This is a genomic window from Roseofilum sp. (assembly GCF_982964205.1).
Genome location: NZ_CEZBFX010000112.1, coordinates 1 through 16,870, shown reverse-complemented (window position 1 = coordinate 16,870; position 16,870 = coordinate 1). Strand labels below are relative to the sequence as shown.

Genomic DNA, 16,870 nt, shown 5'->3' with positions numbered 1-16,870 from the left:
CTTTTCCTTTTTTAAACTGAGAGCTAGTTGGTCAAAGCCTATCCCCCCATCTCCCCATCTCCCCATCTCCCTATCTCCCTATCCCCCCATCTCCCCATCCCCCATTCCATTACTAAAACAAATCCGCCGGATCGGCTGCTTGCAGTTTCCGCGTCGCGATCGCCCCGGAAAAACAACACATCAGAATAGTAAGAATTAGGACAAACACTGCTCTAGAAAGAGTCATATACATGGGTAAGTTTGTCGCTTGACGGGTGAGACGGTACAAGCCCATAGAAACAGCTAAACCGGGAAAAAATCCCGCTATTACTAAAATCATCGCTTCTTCAAAAACAATCCCTAATAAGTAGGTTTGTTGATAACCCATCGCTTTAAATGTGGCATATTCCCCCAAGCGATCGGCTACATCCGTAGACAAAACTTGATAGACAATAATTAAGCCAACTAAAAAGCCCATGACTGCTCCTAGGCGAAAGACAAACCCAATGGCAGTATTTTCTGACCAATACTCTCTTTCAAAGGCGATAAATTCTTCACGGGTTAACACTTGCACATCTGCAGGTAATCGGGTTTTGAGGAGATTAGCCACAGCTTGCGGATCGGCTCCTGATTCCAAATAGAGTAAACCCGCACTAATGCCTCCCGCATCCCGACGACGGGAAAAGAGGCGGAGAAAATTGCGATCGCTGGTCATAATTGTCCCATCAGCGGCAAAAGATGCCCCAATTTCATACAATCCAGCGATTTCAATCTGACGATTTTCTACCTCAGTTACCGCCCTTTCACCAGCTAAAATCTGCTCAATGGCATACCCATAGTCGCCTCGCGCCGCTTGGTCAAAAACGACGGTATCCGGTAATTTCATGAGAGAACTGTATTTATCTAAACTCGCAACATCGAAGGGGGGGCGATCGGGATTAAATCCTAACACTAAAATGTTAGTTTCACGACCAATTCCTGGAATTTTCCAATCAGCAATATTCACATAAAGCGGTTGACCATCAGCCACTCCAGGAACATCCATTGCTTGATATAATCGACGACGGGTAATGGTACTTAAATGGACTAAATTTCGAGCTTGGGGACTAATGAGAACAATATCGGCATTTAAGATATTGTGTAGGCGAGTATTGCTACTATATAGTGCCCCCTGAAATCCCAGTTGCATGAAGATTAATAGATCGGCAAAGGCAATACCAGAAATCGCAATCAACAGGCGAGTTTTGTCGTGACTCAGTTGCAACAATCCAAGGGGGGTTCTGCGGGTTAGGTTTTTGAGGAAACGTAGCATGGTTTTTGGAGAGGTAGGAGAATGGGGGATGGGGAGATAGGGGGAATTTAATTTAGTTGGGTTTTAGTAGCCATTTGTTGTAATCATTAGCGATGATGACAATCGAACCGATAATTTTGTTGTATTGACGGTAGAGTTCTCTGGCTGTATCTACATTGAGATATTGGCATTTGACGGCAAATTTTAGCCAGACTTGGGTTTCTGCGGCTTCGGCTTCAGCATCATTTAACCGTAGGAGAAAAGATCCTTGATAACGTTGTCTACGCCAATCTTCTGCTAAATTTGCACAAACCGATCGAGAAGAGCGTCTGATTTGGTCTGTTAATGAGTATCTTTCTTCCTTTGGAAATTGTTTCGATAATTCAAAAATATTCATTGCTGCATCAAATGCCATCTGATAAACCTCCAAATCTTCATGGGTTTTAATAAATAGTTGTCGGTTCTGTTGCTGATTTGTATCCATAAATTTCCCCTTATCTTCCCATCCCTCCATCTCCCCATCTCCACTACAGTTCAATCTCCACCAAAACTTGCAAGTTACTCAAACCGGCAGCTAATTCACTAGAAGCTGGATCTAAGCCAATTTGGACTTCGACAACTCTGGCATCAACATTTTGGGTTGGATCAATGTCTAGGGCGCTTTGTTGTTTCACTTTTAAGCCGATTTGGGCAACCGTTCCTGTTAGATTTTGAGGTAATGCGTCACTGGTAACTTGAACGGTTTGTCCTGGGCGAATTTTAACTACGTCGCTATCGTAAACTTCGGCAACAACTCTCATTTGTTGGGTTTGTCCGAGTTCTACAATACCTTCAGGATCGATCGCCTCGCCGGGACGGGTGTGAACTTCCATCACTCGCCCTTCTTGGGGGGTTTTAATATAGGCAAGTTCTAAGTCGGCTTCAGCTTGGCGAAGGGCGGCTTGGGCGCTGGTGAGTTCGGCTTGAGCGAGTTGGATGTCTACGGGACGAACTTCGGAAATCGCTTGGAGACTGGCTTGGGATTCTTCAATTTGCCGTTCTACGGTGTTGATGGTGCGGTTGAGGTTGGCTTGCGCTTCGTTAATTTGTTCGCTGCGACTGGTGACGATGCGGTTGAGGTTAGCTTCCGCTTCTTGGAGTCGTTGTTGGGTGGTGTCGGCTTGCAGGCAGATGGTATCGCGATCTTGGGCGGATACGGCTCCATCAGTGTGGAGGGTTTGATAGCGCTGGCAGTTGGTTTGAGCATCTTTGAGTTCGGCGGCGATGCGGTTGAGGGTGGCTTCTTGGGCTTGTTGTTCGCCTTGCAGTTGGGCTTCTAAAGTGGAGATCGCCGCCCGTTGGGTAATGATTTGTCCTTCAAGTTCGGCTTGGGTGCGGCTAAACCGAGCAGAAGCGGCGCTAATATCGCCGGTTTTGGCTCCAGCTTTGACTTGAGCGAGTCGAGCTTCGGCAACTTGGACTTGCGCTCTGGCTTGTTCTACGGCAGCTTCCAGGCGATCGCGACTCTCTAAAATGGCGATCGCATCACCCGCCTTTACCCAGTCTCCCTCATTGACCAGCAGTTGGGCAACTCGGCTGCTTTGGTTTGCCTCAGAAGCTGAAAGCTGGATCGCTTCTCCCTTGGGTTCGAGCCAACCAATGGCAGTTACCGTTTCAATTTTTGGCAGTTCCACCACTGGAGGCGGTTCCGGTTGGGAAAAGAGAGTTTTTGGCGCAACCAAAGAATAGGCGGTGACTCCTCCAACGGCGAGGAGTGTAGTAGCCAGTAGAGCCACGGTTTTGGATGATTTCCATTCGGTTCCCATTGCAGTGCGTACCACGATCCTAGCTCCTAAATTAAACGGTTTAGTTTAGCTTGCTTTTAGTATAGACTAAACGGAGTAGTATAATCAAGAAAGAAATCCCCAATTTGGAGAAAAATTCCATGATGTCCACCGACTCTCCCCAAGCCAAACCCTTATCCAACAAAGCCCAGCAGATTCTCAACGGAGCCATGCAAGAATTTTTAACCCATGGCTATGCAGGGACAAGTATGGATCGGGTAGCTGCCACTGCGGGAGTCTCAAAAGCCACGGTATACAGTCATTTCGGGGACAAACAGGGATTATTTACGGCGCTCGTGCAACGATTAGCGCAAAAGAAATTTACTCGTTTATTCGCATCTTCTGAGCAGTTTCCCACCCATGACTTAAGGGAAGTTCTGCAAAATATGGCCAATACGATGCTTGATAATCTAATTGAAGACACCGACTATCAGAACTTTATCCGCCTGATGATTGCTGAGTCTGGGCGCTTTCCCGAATTAGCTCAAACCTTTGCCCTTCACTTAGCCAAACCGGGAATCGAAACCGTCACCCGCCATTTATCCAGTTTTAAGGAACTCAATTTACCCGATCCAGAAGCCACCGCCCGCATTTGGATTGGGGCATTGGTTCACTATATGATCGTGCAGGAGATGCTCCAAGGTAAGGACATTATGCCGATGGAGCGCGATCGGCTCGTGGACGCGATGTTACACCTGTTATCAACCAAGAAAAATGGTATAGCAGAAAAAGAGTAAGTTAGGACTCCGGTTCAATACTGAAACCTATTCCCCATTCCCTATTCCCTATTCCCTAGCACGCAGCACTATATCAACTAATTCAAAGTTAAATAACTGAAAATGGTTTGCCCAGAACTCTGGAAATCGGGCAAAATGTCTAGACAGGGAAGCACCGTATCACCTTGATAAATTCGCGGTTGTTGTTCTGGAGAAAAAGACATCACTAACCGCTCTTGAGGATCGATTAACCAACCCAGTTCTGTACCCTCATCTAAACAAAAGAGAATTTTATCGATTACCCGTGTGGACGGTTGTTCTGGCGAGAGAATTTCAATCGTCCAATCCGGCGCTAAGGTAAATAAATCTTCAATTTCTCCTTGAGTATTTAAGGGAATTCTTGGCCAAGCAAAGACACTAATATCGGGAACCAGGGAACGTCCAGCAAACGTACACCGTAATTCGGTAAAGGCGCGGGCGATTTGTCCAGGAGTTCCCACTTGATTAATGGCAGTGACTAAACTGGTTTGAATAGCACTGTGTCTTCCTTTTGGCATGGGTTTAGCGTAAATGTGTCCATCAATATATTCACTGCTCGGTTGGGTTTCAGGCAGTTGCAGAAATTCTTCTAGAGAAAGTTGGGTTGGAGTAATTATCATGAGATTATCGAATATTATCGGTTCCAGGTTGAGAGGCGATCGCCGCTCTCTTCAAAGGCTTGCCGATCTTGTTGAATATAGCGTTCGATCGCTGCGATCGCATCGAGCATATCTTGTACTCGTTCGGGATCTTCTCTCATAGTCTATCGAGATGACGATCGGTTGCCGATTCTAGGGGGATGGCTTCTTGTAAAATGCGCTCTCGGATGCGGGGTTTGAGCATTGCTGGGGTAGCGATATCGACAGGACACTGTAACAGTGCTTCTAGATCTTGTTGCAGTCCACAAGGAAACCAAGGACTCCGTTTTGTCGAGTCGTAGTCTACCAGAAAATCGATATCGCTATCGGCATTCGCTTCATTACGCGCCACCGATCCGAATACTCGAATATTATAGGCTCCATGTTGAGAGGCGATCGCCACTATTTCCCGTTTATGAGCTTGCACAATTTCGTTCATAGGTGTATCACTGAATGAGTTCCTGAAATACAGGATGATCTCGAAGAAAATCAAATTCTGGATCATTCTTTGCTTGTTCTTTATATGCAGCGTCTAAGTCGATAGAGTATTCTAAAAACTCTAGAGAATAACAATCTTGTCTAAAAACTGCCATTAGACAAGCAATACGGTAGATGTATTCTACATCATCTATCCCTATCTCTAAGGTATCTATAAGATACTCAAATACATCTTCATGATAATTTTCCAAACAATATTGAATTAGTTTCATGTATCTTTTGAACTTATTATTTTTTATCGCTATTCTTTGACTTCCAAAACCTTCTTTATAATCAGGTCTAATTTTTATAATATGATTGTAGACTTCCATCGCTTCTTCATATCGATTAAGTTCAACTAGTAACTCACCTTTACGATATAAGAAATGTATCCAACCAGGTTCAAACGTTAATACATAATCACAAGTTTCAATTGCTTCTTGATGACGATTTAAAACATCTAGAGTATAATCTTTTGCAATCAATGCATAGTAATATTTTGGTCTAACTTCTAGAACATAATTTATGCTATCAAGTGCTAGTTCATCTCGTTCTACGACTATCAGTAAATACATTTTGAGTATCAAGGCATCAAGATAATCAGGTTCGATTTCTAAGACATTTTCACAGATTTTGATTGCCTCTTCATATTCTTCTAAATTTGCCAGTGCTAGACTTCGAGTTATCCAAGTATCATAATTGTCTCCTTCAATCTCTAGGGATCGATCAAAGCTTTCAATTGCTTCCTTATTGCGGTTTAGTTGCAAAAGTTGCTTACCTCGAAGACTCCAAGTCTGACTACAATCTGGTTTCATTTCCAGCACACGGTCACAAGCTTCCAGTGCCTCTTCGTATTTGTGTATCTTTTCGAGAGATCTAGCTCGAAGACGCCAAGCATATTCAAACTTATCGTCAATACTTAAAGTACGATCGCAACTTTTGATGGTCTCTTCATATTGCTCTAATTGGTAGAGGATGAATCCTCTAGTCATCCAAGCATCTTCAGAATTAGGTTCAATCTTTAGAAGCTCATCATTGCTTGTAAGTGCCTCTTTATATCTTTGTAATTCATAGAGCGCATCTACTCTAAGCATCCAAGAATCATAACAATCGGGTTTAATATCTAAAGATCGATCGCAAACTTCAATGACTTCTTCATATTTCTTTAACTCATATAGGGAATCACCCTTGCCCTTCCAAGCCTTGTGATTTTTAGGGTTTTCTGCTATTGCATGATTATAATAACTAAGAGATTGAGTATAGCTTTCATTGCTATAAACAATCATTCCTTGCTCTGTCAATAACAATGATCTTTTATAACGATCAGATGGATCAATATTACTCATCATATCTTTTATTTTTAAACTTTCTTCCATACATCTTTCTGGTGTCATATCAAAATATTCGTCTCCATCATTATCCACAAGTTTTTTGCAATAACTTCGTATGTTTTCTGGGCTTTCAAATAAGCCAAACAAACCCGATCGCCAGTCAAAAAAATCGGGCGCTCTTTGAATAAAATAATCAATGACGAAGTAGGGAACTAGAAACACCAGGCGAATGGGTAAATGTGCCTCAAACATCTCTCGTTGCCGATTCAAATGACTCAGAAGCGGTGGCACTCCCTTCCAACTGTAGTTATAGATTTCCTTAGCAGTCCAACCTGCCAGACGCTTGGTATCTTCATAGCTGTATAGGGCTTGCTCCACTCCACTAATACAGGCAAGTTCAAACCCCTCCGTCTGATGTCGTTCCCGCAACTCTGGATAAAGCGTTTCACTGTCCCGATTTAACTCAATTTCTACTATCCGTTTCTGGGGAAAACGCTCTCGAATTGCACAGATAACTTGTGTTCCTTGAGCCGGACTACATTGGACAAAAAACAAACCAAATCCCTTTTTCCGTCGTAAAGCACGCAGGATATCGGCAATCACCTCTGCATTTTCTGCGCTCCAACGACCTAACTCTTGAAAGCCTGTCCAAGGTTTAGTCATCACAACTCCTTCCACAGTACGGGATGCACATCATACCAAGTCTGCTTATCTCTATTATCATCAAAATAGCGATATTCCAACAGACAACGACTAAACAACAAACTGCGCTCAATTTGCCCATTTTTAATCTTCTTTGACTGATGCACTTCTCGCAGTATGTCCCATTGATTTTCTTCTACTGCTCGTCGATAGACATCTTGTAAATTATCCGCCGCCCGTTGCACTGCCCGCGCTCCAATAGGCAGAGTATCCGTTTGGTTAATCGCTTCCTGCATTAATTGCGCCAAATCCCGCACATAGCCACCGCTCATTAAACACAATTCTTGCAAAACTTGCTCAGATTCAAACACCTCTGGAACCAGAACAGTCCGCAAATGCTCAGGAATCCGCAGTTCAATCATATTTCGCAAAATATTCAAGCCTTTATCGTCAGGGTCATTATTTTTCTGGCGCACCATAATTGAGGGTAACACCTGGGGAATACCATAATTATCTTTCAGTTCGGTTGACCAGCGAGAATAGATGAAGGGAATGGGTACAGTGTAAACAATATGGCAATCTAGCGCCTTTAGTTGTTCGTTACGGTCAAGAAAAATTTCCTCATAGTTACTGCGTCCATTATCCCGAAAAATCGGCACAATCCGATCCAAATTATCGGCAATGACCAGCAGTTTAGTTTTCTCTGGTAAACGCTTTTTTCCATCTGCAATAAAAGCATTCAAGGCTTCAATCAGCGTTTCTGTGTGCGGTTCAACCCGCTCGCGAATCTTCTGTCGTTGCCTGGGTTCCGTCCGCACTGCTGCCGTTAACTTGGCAAACTCTTGTAATCCCACTTCTAAGTTAAGCTGATCGATCTTAATCTCGGTTAACATCACATCTTGCAAGTCCTGTAACCGATCTTGCAACCAACTCAGTATCGGTTTAGAGTCTGCATTTTTTAACTCTTGCAATAAATGACGGGTGCAAGCGAGTAAAATATCGGTATACTGGGCATCCTGAACGCTAAGATCTTCCTCATCCGCCGCAAAATAGACGACCTTATGACCCCGGTCTTCCAAGTCTTTTTTCAGCCGCAGTAATTCCGTAGTTTTCCCGGAGCCACGATGACCCGAGTAGAGCTGATAGGTGAAAGCTTGCGATCGCCGCACTGTCCTCCCCAAATCCTTCACCACATCCTCATCCCCGCGCACCGAGCGACAGTCCACATACCTTGGGTCTCCCGGTTGTAGTGGCGTAGGCGCAAAGTTGTTATACATCTCATCAAGGAGATCTTCCATTTCTTCGGGACTAATCATGGTTCAAGAGAGGATGCCAATGGGATACGCCTATTTTAACCAAAAGTCCTCAACAAAAAAGCACTGGCCCAGAGACAGGATCAGTGCCTCAAGATTGGGCCCCTTTTTATTCAATTCAGAAGCATCTGCAAAAAAGGTTGCACTGACTTCCAGCAACCTTTTTTACCAGACTCAAACCATCATCAAGCCACAAAATTTACTGTTGAGCGATTTCTTGAGTCAGAATCTTCAGTGCTTCAGCGTACTGCGGATCGGACTTCGTACCAATTTGATCGCGGTGTTTCACCAAGTGATTTTGCTGGTCTTCCGTTAGTTCCACGATCACATCAGGTTCAATACCCAACTTGTTAATATCACGACCATTAGGCGTTAAATATTTAGCAATGGTCACCGCTAACCCCGATCCATGGGCCAAGGGCTGCACAGACTGTACCAACCCTTTACCAAAAGTTTTAGTTCCCACAATCACTGCTCGTTCGTTATCCTGTAAAGCTCCAGAAAGAATCTCACTGGCACTCGCTGAACCCCCATCAACCAAAACCACCAGAGGCTTATCCGTGAGGGAGCGATTATTAGCTCGTTGCCGTTCCGTTTCCCCTTGTCGGTTAACCGTAGAAACGATTGCCTCTCGACCTGGTAACCACATCCGGGCGATCGCCACACTAGAATAAAGTAATCCCCCAGGATTCGATCGCAAATCCAAAATATAACCCGATACCCCTTGGGACTCTAAATCATCAATCGCTTCGCGCATCTCTTCAGCCGCTGGAGCGCTAAACTGGGTCAATCGAATATAGCCAATATCATTGCCCAACCCTTCCTGACGATAGCTATAACGAACAGGATGAATTTCAATTCGCTGACGCTGAATCGGAAAATCAATTTCCTCTTGGCCGCGCAAAATCGTTAACACCACCTGAGAATCAATCGGCCCCCGGATCAGTTGAACAGCATCATTTGTATCCATCCCTTCCGTATCCTGACCATCAATTTTGATGATAAAATCCCTCGCCTGAATTCCCGCCTCAAACGCAGGAGAATCTTCAATGGGAGCCACCACCACTAATCGATCCGTTTCCTCATCCATCGAAATCTGAATCCCTACCCCTGTCAGTTCCCCAGAAGTATCAATTTGCATATTTTTGAACTCTTCCGGGTCCATAAACCGGGTATAGGGGTCGTTGAGTTGCTTCAACATTTCCCGGATGGCACCATAGGCTTCTCGATCCGAGGTATATTTGCGACCCAGGTAGTCCTGACGCACCTCTTGCCAATCAACCTGATTAAACGTGCCATCAACATATCGATTGTTGATAATTTGCCAGACTTCATCCACTAATTCTTTAGGGCCATCTTGGAAAAACGCTTGGCCTCTTAAATGGATGCCTGCACCAGCAACGGTTACAGCGGTCAGCATAACTGCCGTTGCACCTAAAACAAGTCCGCGTGTGGTTTTGGTCATAAGCTTACTGAACCGGGGATATTACTTTAGGGGGAGTTAAGCCCAATCTAACACATGCTACTCTATACCGATCCATAGAGAAGCGATTCTTCACGTTATGGTTCCCTTATGCGATCGCTTGTGAGCCACTTCCGGAGATTAAAGTGTTCTCTCCCTCCTTAATTATGTTACGGATCGACCCAACGTCCATCCGCTTTAATTAAATTAATTAATTCTTCCACTCCTTGGTCTTCTGGAACCTTCTTAATCTCTTCCCGACCTCGATAAAGAGAGATATACCCAGGTTGTCTACCCACATAGCCATAATCTGCATCAGCCATTTCTCCTGGCCCATTAACAATACACCCCATCACCGCAATATCCAAACCTGTTAAATGGTTCGTCGCTTCCCGGACTTTATGCAGCACCTCTTCCAGGTTAAACAGAGTCCGTCCACAAGATGGACAGGCAACATATTCAACCATCGTTTTACGCAGTCCCAGAGCTTGAAGGATGCTATAACACACCGGAATTTCTTTTTCTGGCGCTTCCGTTAAAGAAACTCGAATCGTATCCCCAATACCATCAGCAAGAAGAGTCGCAATGCCTGCGGTCGACTTAATCCGGCCATACTCCCCATCTCCTGCTTCTGTCACTCCCAAGTGCAAAGGATAACTCATTCCCAGTTCATCCATCCGCTTGGCCATTAAGCGATAGGCCGCCAACATCACCGGGACTCGTGAAGCTTTCAGAGAAATGACAATATTATAAAAGTCTAGAGATTCACAAATATGGATAAATTCTAGGGCAGATTCCACCATCCCTTCTGGCGTATCCCCATAGGTAAACAGCATCCGCTCGGCCAATGACCCATGATTAACCCCAATACGCATCGCTTTTCCTTGGTCTCGCAGCGAAATCACTAGAGGTTCTAAGGTTTGGCGAATTTGATCCCCAATGTCTGCAAATTCAGCTTCTGTATACTCAGTGCGGTCAACTTTGGGTTTTTCAAACACATATAACCCTGGGTTAATCCGCACCTTATCTACATGCTTGGCTACTTCCAGGGCAATTTTCATGCCATTGTGGTGAACATCAGCTACCAAAGGAACTGGTTGATAGGTGTCGTTGAGTTTCTGTTTAATATCACTGAGCGCTTTCGCATGAGCCAGACTGGGAACCGTGACCCGCACTATTTCACAGCCAATTTCATGCAATCTACGAATAGCAGCAACTGACCCTTCAATATCTAGGGTATCTTCATTGATCATCGATTGCACAACAACAGGATGACCACCCCCAATCGTAATGTTGCCCACTTTGACCGGCCGGGTTTTCCGGCGCTCAATGGTAGTGGAGACTGTTGGTGAAGATGGGGATTGAGTTTGGGTAGGATTCGGTAGAGTTTGCATAAACACTCCAACGGATGGAAAGGCTATCAATAGCGTCTCATATTCAGGGCATCCTGGGAATAGCAGATCAGTCTAGGCATCTTCCGAATCCATAGATTCAGGGATAATCCATTGGGGAGGAGCTATTCTTTTTTTGCGTAGAGCCTCATCTGCTATAGCCAGCATTTGATCGAGGGAAGTTTCTTGGATGAAGTTTGAGGCTTGTTGAGCGTATTTTTGTTTTGGGCATTGGTCACCTAGGACACATCCGTTGATACAGGCTTTGGCACAATCAATTTTAGATTCCATGGTGGAGTTTCTTGGGTTCTACTCTTGACTTACCTTATCTTAAGTTTTGTCGATTTTGCTAGGGCGATACTTTGAATTCGGGTTCTGTGGCTGCTTGTGTGCAACAGTTTAGATGCTTGATCGATATTGCAAATTGTGCTATCTTAGTTAGCCTAAGGACGTATAGCTCAGTTGGTTAGAGCGCCACGTTGACATCGTGGAGGTCACAGGTTCGAGTCCCGTTACGTCCATTGACTTTCAGCTTTTCGTTAAAATTCTTGCGCCACTTGTGCGCCAGATTCAATCAATAACCCCCCCATTTCCACTGGGTGATCGCTCGGATTTGCGCCACTGTTGCGCCAGATTTAGATATTTGGCTCAATACAGATTGGGGAGATCGGAACTGCTGACTTGCTGTATGCCAGCATAGAATTTCAAAATGGTCTCTACGCGATCGCCTACTAGCCAGGCTATGGTCGGCAGTGGTACACCGCGATGGTACATATTGCTGATGAAGCTATGCCTGAGAGCATAAGGAGGTAAATACCGCCGAATTTCTCCTGATTGGGCCATCGGTTTAATTAAAGGTTTCCACTCGCGATTAAGGAAATTATTTTGAATAATGTGTTCGCCCGTGGGGGAGGAGAAGATTAAGTCTTGTTGGCTATCAGCGATCGCCTGAATGGCCATTTCAGAGATAGGGATGGTTCTCACTAGATAATTTTTGGTGTAACGAGATAGAATTCCTTTGCTGAATGCTTTATCAAAGGTACATTCAGTTCCTTGGGAAGATGAAGAAATGTCTGAAGGATTTAGGGCGATCGCCTCTTCCGGTCTGCATCCGGTTGCTGCTAAAAAGGTTACGTAGCGCTCGTAATGGTTTCCTTCAAATGCTTCGAGAATCACCCGAACTTCATTGGGGGTAAAGAACTGAATCGGTTTTTTGACTTTCTTGGGAAGCTGTTCTTTAAGCCTGATGTCTGGCAGCACCACCCTAATTGCTGGCTGCAAAGATTCAAAGTGCCGATGGGCTGTGGAGGCTTTCCGGATTTTCAGGTATTCGCCCCCTAATTGTTTAATGTTCTCAAGCCTTAATGCACTGCTGGGAAGTGCGGCGATCGCCCGATCAATCTCTCTCCAGACACTTTTTTGGGTAGTGGGCGAGGTCTTTGCCTGGGATCTGAGCTTGTATTTATCCCAGAGGGTAGCGATCGTCTCCTCTTGTTGGGGTTTAATGCGTCCATCCTTTTCTGGATCGTACCTTGCCAGGGAGCTATCAAACTGGTTTAAAGCGATGTCAGAGGCGATCGCGTTCGCTTTGGCGTAAGCCGCTTCAATGCTTGCTTGGCTGATGGCTCCTGGGATGGCCAAATGATATCGCTGACCTGAAAATGTCCATCGAAGTTGGATGGAGCCGCCTCGACTAATTAAACTGATACGTTTCGCGACGCGATCAAATGTGCCGGTGGCTGCCTTGATGACTTGTAATTTTTTCATTGCTCTACTGGCTCGTAAACCCAATCGGGGAATTTGAGATCTGCCCGGCTAACCTCTCGTTTTCCAATCGCCTTCGACTCGTTAACTCCAGCGAGGCGACAGTGATAATGGGTGCGGTCAATGCGGGTGATGTACCAGCCCTGCACCCATCCCTTCTTGTCTTTTATGCCGGCCGATTCGTAGATGTAAACCGGGTCGGGTTTTGGTCTCCACTCTTTGAGTCCATGGACAATGGGGGTCTCCAAGGTTTCGCGATCATATTGGGTGATACGAAAGGCTGAAAAAGTCCTCTTGTGAACCTGCTTAACATCTACTAATTCCCACTGTCCGTCTAAGGGGACGTACACGCGATCGCCCTTCTTGGGCAGAGAGGTTTGCACCGGTTCCTCTGCTGGTGTTGAAGTGCGATCGCCCACCTTTAACCCCTCGGTTTTCTCTTCCGTGCGAAGTAGGGGCAAAGTATCGTCACAACCATCACGCCCTTGCTGTGTTAGCGTTTCAGCCGTCACCGGTATCGTCACCGTATCATCACGCCTATCGTCACGCTCTGGTTCTTTGGGGGAAATTTGCTCATCTGGTGATGGCTCTGACGGTTGTGATAATTGATTGGGGGGCAAAACTTTTTCCGCTTGCTTCAAGACCTCACTAGGCGTTGGGATGTCCCTATGGTAATCCTCGTCTCTCAATCCCACCCCAACCACATAAGCCCCCTTACGGTCTTTCCCCTTGTCAACCTCCCAGCCAACAAAGTCAGACGCACTGAGCAAGCGAGAACTAAACTTGTTCATAGCAACCGGCTTCTGTCCCGTCCCCGAACAGAATTGGCAATAGTTCTCGTAGAGGAACTTGACCCGTGCCTGGCAATCCGGAAGGGGAATTAATTCTGTATCCAGGAAGTCAGCTACAGAATTTTCCGCCATCTCCAACTCCCAATGCTTAGACTGAAATTCGGGAATGTCATACTCACCCAATCCCTTGATGATCGCCTCAACTTTGTGGGGAGTCAGAGAAAGGGCACAGTAGGTCAGTTGGGGGATCTCCCTCATCATCAGCCTTTCTGCCAAGTGGGAACGGTTGGCGATGGGCTGGTCAAACTCAACCAAGCACAGCCGCCGTTTAATTGGTCCGGTTTCTCCTCGGAACAAGGGGTCATTGGAGATAATCAGCACCGTCCCCTGGTATGGGCCAGAAGCAACCTCTCCGTAGATCTGGCGATAGGAAATGGGGTCTCCTCCGGTGATGCTCTTAAAGTTGTCTAGGGCAGAGCCTGATAACTTGCCTCCCTCATCTGGGAACACGACTAACTGGCTGTCAATCCAGTGAGCAATGTCATAGTCACTGCCCAACTTTGCCAGCTTCGATGACTTGGCGTTTTCCTTTCCCACCAACGCACTCAACAGCCGTGAGAATGTCCCCTTCCCGGTTCCCGGTCTACCGATGAGGTGGATAAACTTCTGGAAAGGGGAGCATTGCCACGTCATAACCCCATTGCAGATAGCCAGAAGCTTGAGTATCTTCCTCTCGTCTCCACCCATGGCATGATGCCAAGCTTCGTAGATGTGAGGGCAATACTGCTTGAGCGCTTGGAGAGGGTCTTTGATGTCATTGCCTTCGGGTTGCCACCAGTCGCGACGGATGAAACTGGTGTTGTAGTGACTGGGGTCATGGGGACTTAATTCCATGGAGGCGATATCGACAACGCCATTGGCAAAAGCTCTCACACTCTGGGATTGAGCCATCCACTCCTCTTCCCGCAGCTCCCGCTCTAGGAGAGCTTGACAGTCTTTGACCCAGGCATTGCTCTTGATGTGGTGTTTGGCTTGGTGGTAGATAAAATCGCCTATCTTCTCTTGGGAAACTGCTCTCCAATGTTTTCCATCCCATTCCCTCCAGGATTTCTGCTCATTATGGAACCGCCACCGAAAGCGCTGGGTTTTTCCTAGTTTTTGGGCGAATTGAACTGGAGTGGGTCGGTTTTCTTCTCTCTCCTCTTCTGCCTCTGGCTCTGGTTTGGGGAGCTTCCAGGACTTCTTGATGGCTTGGCGTAGGGCTTCTGGAGATGCCCGCCCAGCCTCGTACCAGTCGGTGATATCCCCGTGTTCTGGGCACTCTGGCCACAGTGAGGTCATGTCCATGGAGGTATAGGGGATTCCCAGGTGTTGGCAAGCGCCTCTAATTAGGTCAGACTTCTTTTCTCCAGTGGCATCTTTGTCAGGAATTGCCACCAGCCCAGCAATTACTCCTGCCAGGGGTTTTAGTGCTTCGATGACTTTCTCTTGTTGCCACTCTGACCCCTGCATGGTGACGGCAACTAATCCCAGTTGAGCGGCGGTATCTGTGCAACCCTCCCCTTCTACCATCAGTAAGGTTTTCCCCTTGGCTTGCATTGCGGATTCAAGGTTGTAGAGACCCCAGAGGGTATCTCCTTTGCCTGGCTTGCCATTGGTGTGGGGTTTGAATTCCTTCTTGGGTTTTCCGTTCTCCCTCAGATCCGGTTGGTCATAGCGCACGACGAAGCGATCTCTGTCCCATCTCCAGGCTCTGTGCTTTTCTTGGAACAGAAAGAATCCTGGGGTGACTTCTCTGGGTTGGCGATAGCGAGCCAGACAAAGGAAGGATGAGCGAATGGGCCTCATGGGGCGGTAGGGGCGCTCTCCTGGTTCTTCCCACGTGCCGGCTTTTTTCTTCAGTGCCTTCACAATATCCTTACCCTCACAGCCCCCTGACCAGCAGGTAAATGCCCCAGAGGTTGGGTTAAAGGATAGGTCGTTCCCCCCGCAATGAGGGCAGATGTATTTCCCCTTGGTCTTTGTGGGTTCTAGGAAGTCCTGGTAATCCCTGATGTCAAAGGAGTTTCGCGGGGAAAGCCTCCTATTGAGTGAAACAACCATGAAAAATAATGGCCGGATTGCTCCGGCCCCTCCGTTTATCTGTGCTTGAGTGTGTGATTCGTTTCGGCTACTGCTTCCAAAAGCTTTTTGCCGAAATCATAGTGTCGGTAAAGAAGCTGATTTAATTCTTTTTGAGCGCGATCGAGCATCTCGAGCCGAGCTGCCGCTAACTCAAGCAGAAAAGATATCCTCCGGTCTTGTATAACGACCACTTCCTTAAGTTCCTTTCCCTCTAGATCGAGAAGCTCTTTGGTTACTTTTGGACTGCGAATTTGCCTGATCTCTCCCAAAAAATCGGCAGAAAGATATCGGACTTCATCTACCAGCTCTTCTAAAGCCCTTACTCGTTCCAGGGCAAGAGAAGTGAGTTGCGTGATCAAAATTGCCGGATGGGTTTCGGTGTTGTCAAGGTAAGATTCCAGGTCAATATTTCCCCATTCGAGGATTTCATTAATGTGGTCTAGGGTCTTACTGTCAAAATCTTCTTTGTTCATGGTTAAATGCCTCGTTTTTTTTTGTTCGGGAATGGGAGGGAATAGCTTCGGCGATGGTTTTTTTGACGAAAGATGTTCGGACCCCTAAGCATTTGGCGATTCGATTGGGTTTTACGCCTTGCTTGTGCAGGGAAAGGATTACTTTTTGGCTTCGCTCGGTGAGGTTGCGCCTCTGGCGAATGGTCACGAGGCTCTGCTTATAGCGGATGGCTGATGCCAGGGAGTTGTCGGCAATCCGGATGAATTCGGCAATTTGAATGGAGGAAAAGTTAGCCCCAGGTCGGCACATCTGGGCTAGATGTTGTTTGTATTCGCGAGCAAGTTGCTGGTATTTTTCTATCGGGGTTGGGTGATTTGCAATATAATTTGTCATTGAAGAGGTCTCCTAGGTTGGTAAGATTTGCACATCAAGCTGTTGAGATAGGGGGCGAGGTCGGATATTGCCCCCGGCTCTTCATCGCACATCAGCCGGAAGAGGGTGGCACAGTTATTCTCGTGGGAACAGCTTTCACACCATTGGCGGATGAAGCGGGCGATACTCATCTCTCCTCATAGGGGAACAATGGGCCGTGGCTGCACTCGAAGTTGTCGAGAAAAGTTTCTAAAAGAGTCTGGG

Annotated in this window: 16 protein-coding genes and 1 tRNA gene; 2 read left to right on the top strand and 15 right to left on the bottom strand. The window is 46.3% G+C overall.

Features of this window, described 5'->3' with window-relative positions:
* Nucleotides 1-112: 112 nt before the first annotated feature.
* Genes devC through AC3A14_RS20365 form a run of 3 tightly spaced genes read right to left on the bottom strand, consistent with a single transcriptional unit; the run spans nt 113 to nt 3,090 of the window.
* Nucleotides 113-1,291 (bottom strand): ABC transporter permease DevC, encoded by a 1,179-nt coding sequence (gene devC, locus AC3A14_RS20375; protein ID WP_318736149.1) that lies wholly within the window; start codon nt 1,289-1,291, stop codon nt 113-115.
* A gap of 52 nt (nt 1,292-1,343) precedes the next feature.
* Entirely contained in the window at nt 1,344-1,754 is a 411-nt protein-coding gene (locus tag AC3A14_RS20370; protein WP_318736148.1) for a four helix bundle protein, read from the bottom strand.
* A gap of 43 nt (nt 1,755-1,797) precedes the next feature.
* Nucleotides 1,798-3,090: an HlyD family efflux transporter periplasmic adaptor subunit gene (locus AC3A14_RS20365; protein WP_318700688.1), complete on the bottom strand. Its 1,293-nt coding sequence runs from the start codon at nt 3,088-3,090 to the stop codon at nt 1,798-1,800.
* 104 nt (nt 3,091-3,194) lie between these two features.
* On the opposite strand from AC3A14_RS20365, the gene AC3A14_RS20360 reads away from it, so the two are divergent.
* Complete coding sequence (locus AC3A14_RS20360) at nt 3,195-3,830, top strand: TetR/AcrR family transcriptional regulator (protein WP_318700687.1); 636 nt, start codon at nt 3,195-3,197, stop codon at nt 3,828-3,830.
* A gap of 77 nt (nt 3,831-3,907) precedes the next feature.
* On the opposite strand, the gene AC3A14_RS20355 is transcribed toward AC3A14_RS20360, so the two are convergent.
* The 8 genes from AC3A14_RS20355 to AC3A14_RS20320 all read right to left on the bottom strand — a co-directional run bounded on the left by AC3A14_RS20355 (nt 3,908) and on the right by AC3A14_RS20320 (nt 11,393).
* Nucleotides 3,908-4,468 (bottom strand): Uma2 family endonuclease, encoded by a 561-nt coding sequence (locus tag AC3A14_RS20355; RefSeq protein ID WP_318736146.1) that lies wholly within the window; start codon nt 4,466-4,468, stop codon nt 3,908-3,910.
* A 14-nt stretch (nt 4,469-4,482) separates the two neighbouring features.
* Nucleotides 4,483-4,608: a ribonuclease HepT family protein gene (locus AC3A14_RS20350; protein ID WP_318736142.1), complete on the bottom strand. Its 126-nt coding sequence runs from the start codon at nt 4,606-4,608 to the stop codon at nt 4,483-4,485.
* Nucleotides 4,605-4,925, bottom strand: a complete 321-nt coding sequence (locus AC3A14_RS20345; RefSeq protein WP_318736139.1) for a nucleotidyltransferase family protein — start codon at nt 4,923-4,925, stop codon at nt 4,605-4,607. The genes AC3A14_RS20350 and AC3A14_RS20345 overlap by 4 nt, the downstream gene beginning before the upstream one ends.
* 7 nt (nt 4,926-4,932) lie before the next feature.
* Complete coding sequence (locus AC3A14_RS20340; protein ID WP_487779133.1) at nt 4,933-6,957, bottom strand: tetratricopeptide repeat protein; 2,025 nt, start codon at nt 6,955-6,957, stop codon at nt 4,933-4,935.
* Nucleotides 6,957-8,252 (bottom strand): ATP-binding protein, encoded by a 1,296-nt coding sequence (locus tag AC3A14_RS20335; protein ID WP_487779132.1) that lies wholly within the window; start codon nt 8,250-8,252, stop codon nt 6,957-6,959. The genes AC3A14_RS20340 and AC3A14_RS20335 overlap by 1 nt, the downstream gene beginning before the upstream one ends.
* 196 nt (nt 8,253-8,448) lie before the next feature.
* A complete protein-coding gene (gene ctpC / locus AC3A14_RS20330) occupies nt 8,449-9,714 on the bottom strand; it encodes a carboxyl-terminal processing protease CtpC (RefSeq protein ID WP_318736234.1) in 1,266 nt (421 codons plus the stop codon).
* A gap of 167 nt (nt 9,715-9,881) precedes the next feature.
* Nucleotides 9,882-11,105 carry a (E)-4-hydroxy-3-methylbut-2-enyl-diphosphate synthase gene (gene ispG, locus AC3A14_RS20325; RefSeq protein ID WP_318736232.1) on the bottom strand — a complete coding sequence of 408 codons (1,224 nt, stop codon included), beginning with the start codon at nt 11,103-11,105 and terminating at the stop codon, nt 9,882-9,884.
* 72 nt (nt 11,106-11,177) lie between these two features.
* A complete protein-coding gene (locus AC3A14_RS20320) occupies nt 11,178-11,393 on the bottom strand; it encodes a hypothetical protein (RefSeq protein ID WP_318698658.1) in 216 nt (71 codons plus the stop codon).
* A gap of 156 nt (nt 11,394-11,549) precedes the next feature.
* On the opposite strand from AC3A14_RS20320, the gene AC3A14_RS20315 reads away from it, so the two are divergent.
* Nucleotides 11,550-11,623: transfer RNA gene (locus tag AC3A14_RS20315), tRNA-Val, on the top strand.
* A gap of 127 nt (nt 11,624-11,750) precedes the next feature.
* Here AC3A14_RS20315 and AC3A14_RS20310 read toward each other — a convergent pair.
* The 4 genes from AC3A14_RS20310 to AC3A14_RS20295 all read right to left on the bottom strand — a co-directional run bounded on the left by AC3A14_RS20310 (nt 11,751) and on the right by AC3A14_RS20295 (nt 16,627).
* Entirely contained in the window at nt 11,751-12,869 is a 1,119-nt protein-coding gene (locus AC3A14_RS20310; RefSeq protein ID WP_318736288.1) for a tyrosine-type recombinase/integrase, read from the bottom strand.
* On the bottom strand, nt 12,866-15,568 hold the full coding sequence (locus AC3A14_RS20305; RefSeq protein WP_487779131.1) for a DNA primase family protein: 2,703 nt from the start codon (nt 15,566-15,568) through the stop codon (nt 12,866-12,868). Before AC3A14_RS20305 ends, AC3A14_RS20310 begins: the two co-directional genes overlap by 4 nt.
* A 227-nt stretch (nt 15,569-15,795) precedes the next feature.
* The gene (locus AC3A14_RS20300) at nt 15,796-16,254 is read right to left on the bottom strand and encodes a hypothetical protein (protein ID WP_487779130.1); all 459 of its coding nucleotides are present in this window, start codon (nt 16,252-16,254) and stop codon (nt 15,796-15,798) included.
* On the bottom strand, nt 16,235-16,627 hold the full coding sequence (locus AC3A14_RS20295; protein WP_487779129.1) for a hypothetical protein: 393 nt from the start codon (nt 16,625-16,627) through the stop codon (nt 16,235-16,237). The genes AC3A14_RS20300 and AC3A14_RS20295 overlap by 20 nt, the downstream gene beginning before the upstream one ends.
* Nucleotides 16,628-16,870: the final 243 nt, after the last annotated feature.

Coding starts and splice junctions, on each gene's coding strand:
- ctpC (WP_318736234.1), bottom strand. CDS start 9,714: ATGACCAAAACCACACGCGGACTTGTTTTAGGTGCAACGGCAGTTATG.
- AC3A14_RS20345 (WP_318736139.1), bottom strand. CDS start 4,925: ATGAACGAAATTGTGCAAGCTCATAAACGGGAAATAGTGGCGATCGCC.
- AC3A14_RS20300 (WP_487779130.1), bottom strand. CDS start 16,254: ATGAACAAAGAAGATTTTGACAGTAAGACCCTAGACCACATTAATGAA.
- AC3A14_RS20370 (WP_318736148.1), bottom strand. CDS start 1,754: ATGGATACAAATCAGCAACAGAACCGACAACTATTTATTAAAACCCAT.
- AC3A14_RS20340 (WP_487779133.1), bottom strand. CDS start 6,957: ATGACTAAACCTTGGACAGGCTTTCAAGAGTTAGGTCGTTGGAGCGCA.
- AC3A14_RS20350 (WP_318736142.1), bottom strand. CDS start 4,608: ATGAGAGAAGATCCCGAACGAGTACAAGATATGCTCGATGCGATCGCA.
- AC3A14_RS20310 (WP_318736288.1), bottom strand. CDS start 12,869: ATGAAAAAATTACAAGTCATCAAGGCAGCCACCGGCACATTTGATCGC.
- ispG (WP_318736232.1), bottom strand. CDS start 11,105: ATGCAAACTCTACCGAATCCTACCCAAACTCAATCCCCATCTTCACCA.
- devC (WP_318736149.1), bottom strand. CDS start 1,291: ATGCTACGTTTCCTCAAAAACCTAACCCGCAGAACCCCCCTTGGATTG.
- AC3A14_RS20295 (WP_487779129.1), bottom strand. CDS start 16,627: ATGACAAATTATATTGCAAATCACCCAACCCCGATAGAAAAATACCAG.
- AC3A14_RS20320 (WP_318698658.1), bottom strand. CDS start 11,393: ATGGAATCTAAAATTGATTGTGCCAAAGCCTGTATCAACGGATGTGTC.
- AC3A14_RS20335 (WP_487779132.1), bottom strand. CDS start 8,252: ATGATTAGTCCCGAAGAAATGGAAGATCTCCTTGATGAGATGTATAAC.
- AC3A14_RS20360 (WP_318700687.1), top strand. CDS start 3,195: ATGATGTCCACCGACTCTCCCCAAGCCAAACCCTTATCCAACAAAGCC.
- AC3A14_RS20355 (WP_318736146.1), bottom strand. CDS start 4,468: ATGATAATTACTCCAACCCAACTTTCTCTAGAAGAATTTCTGCAACTG.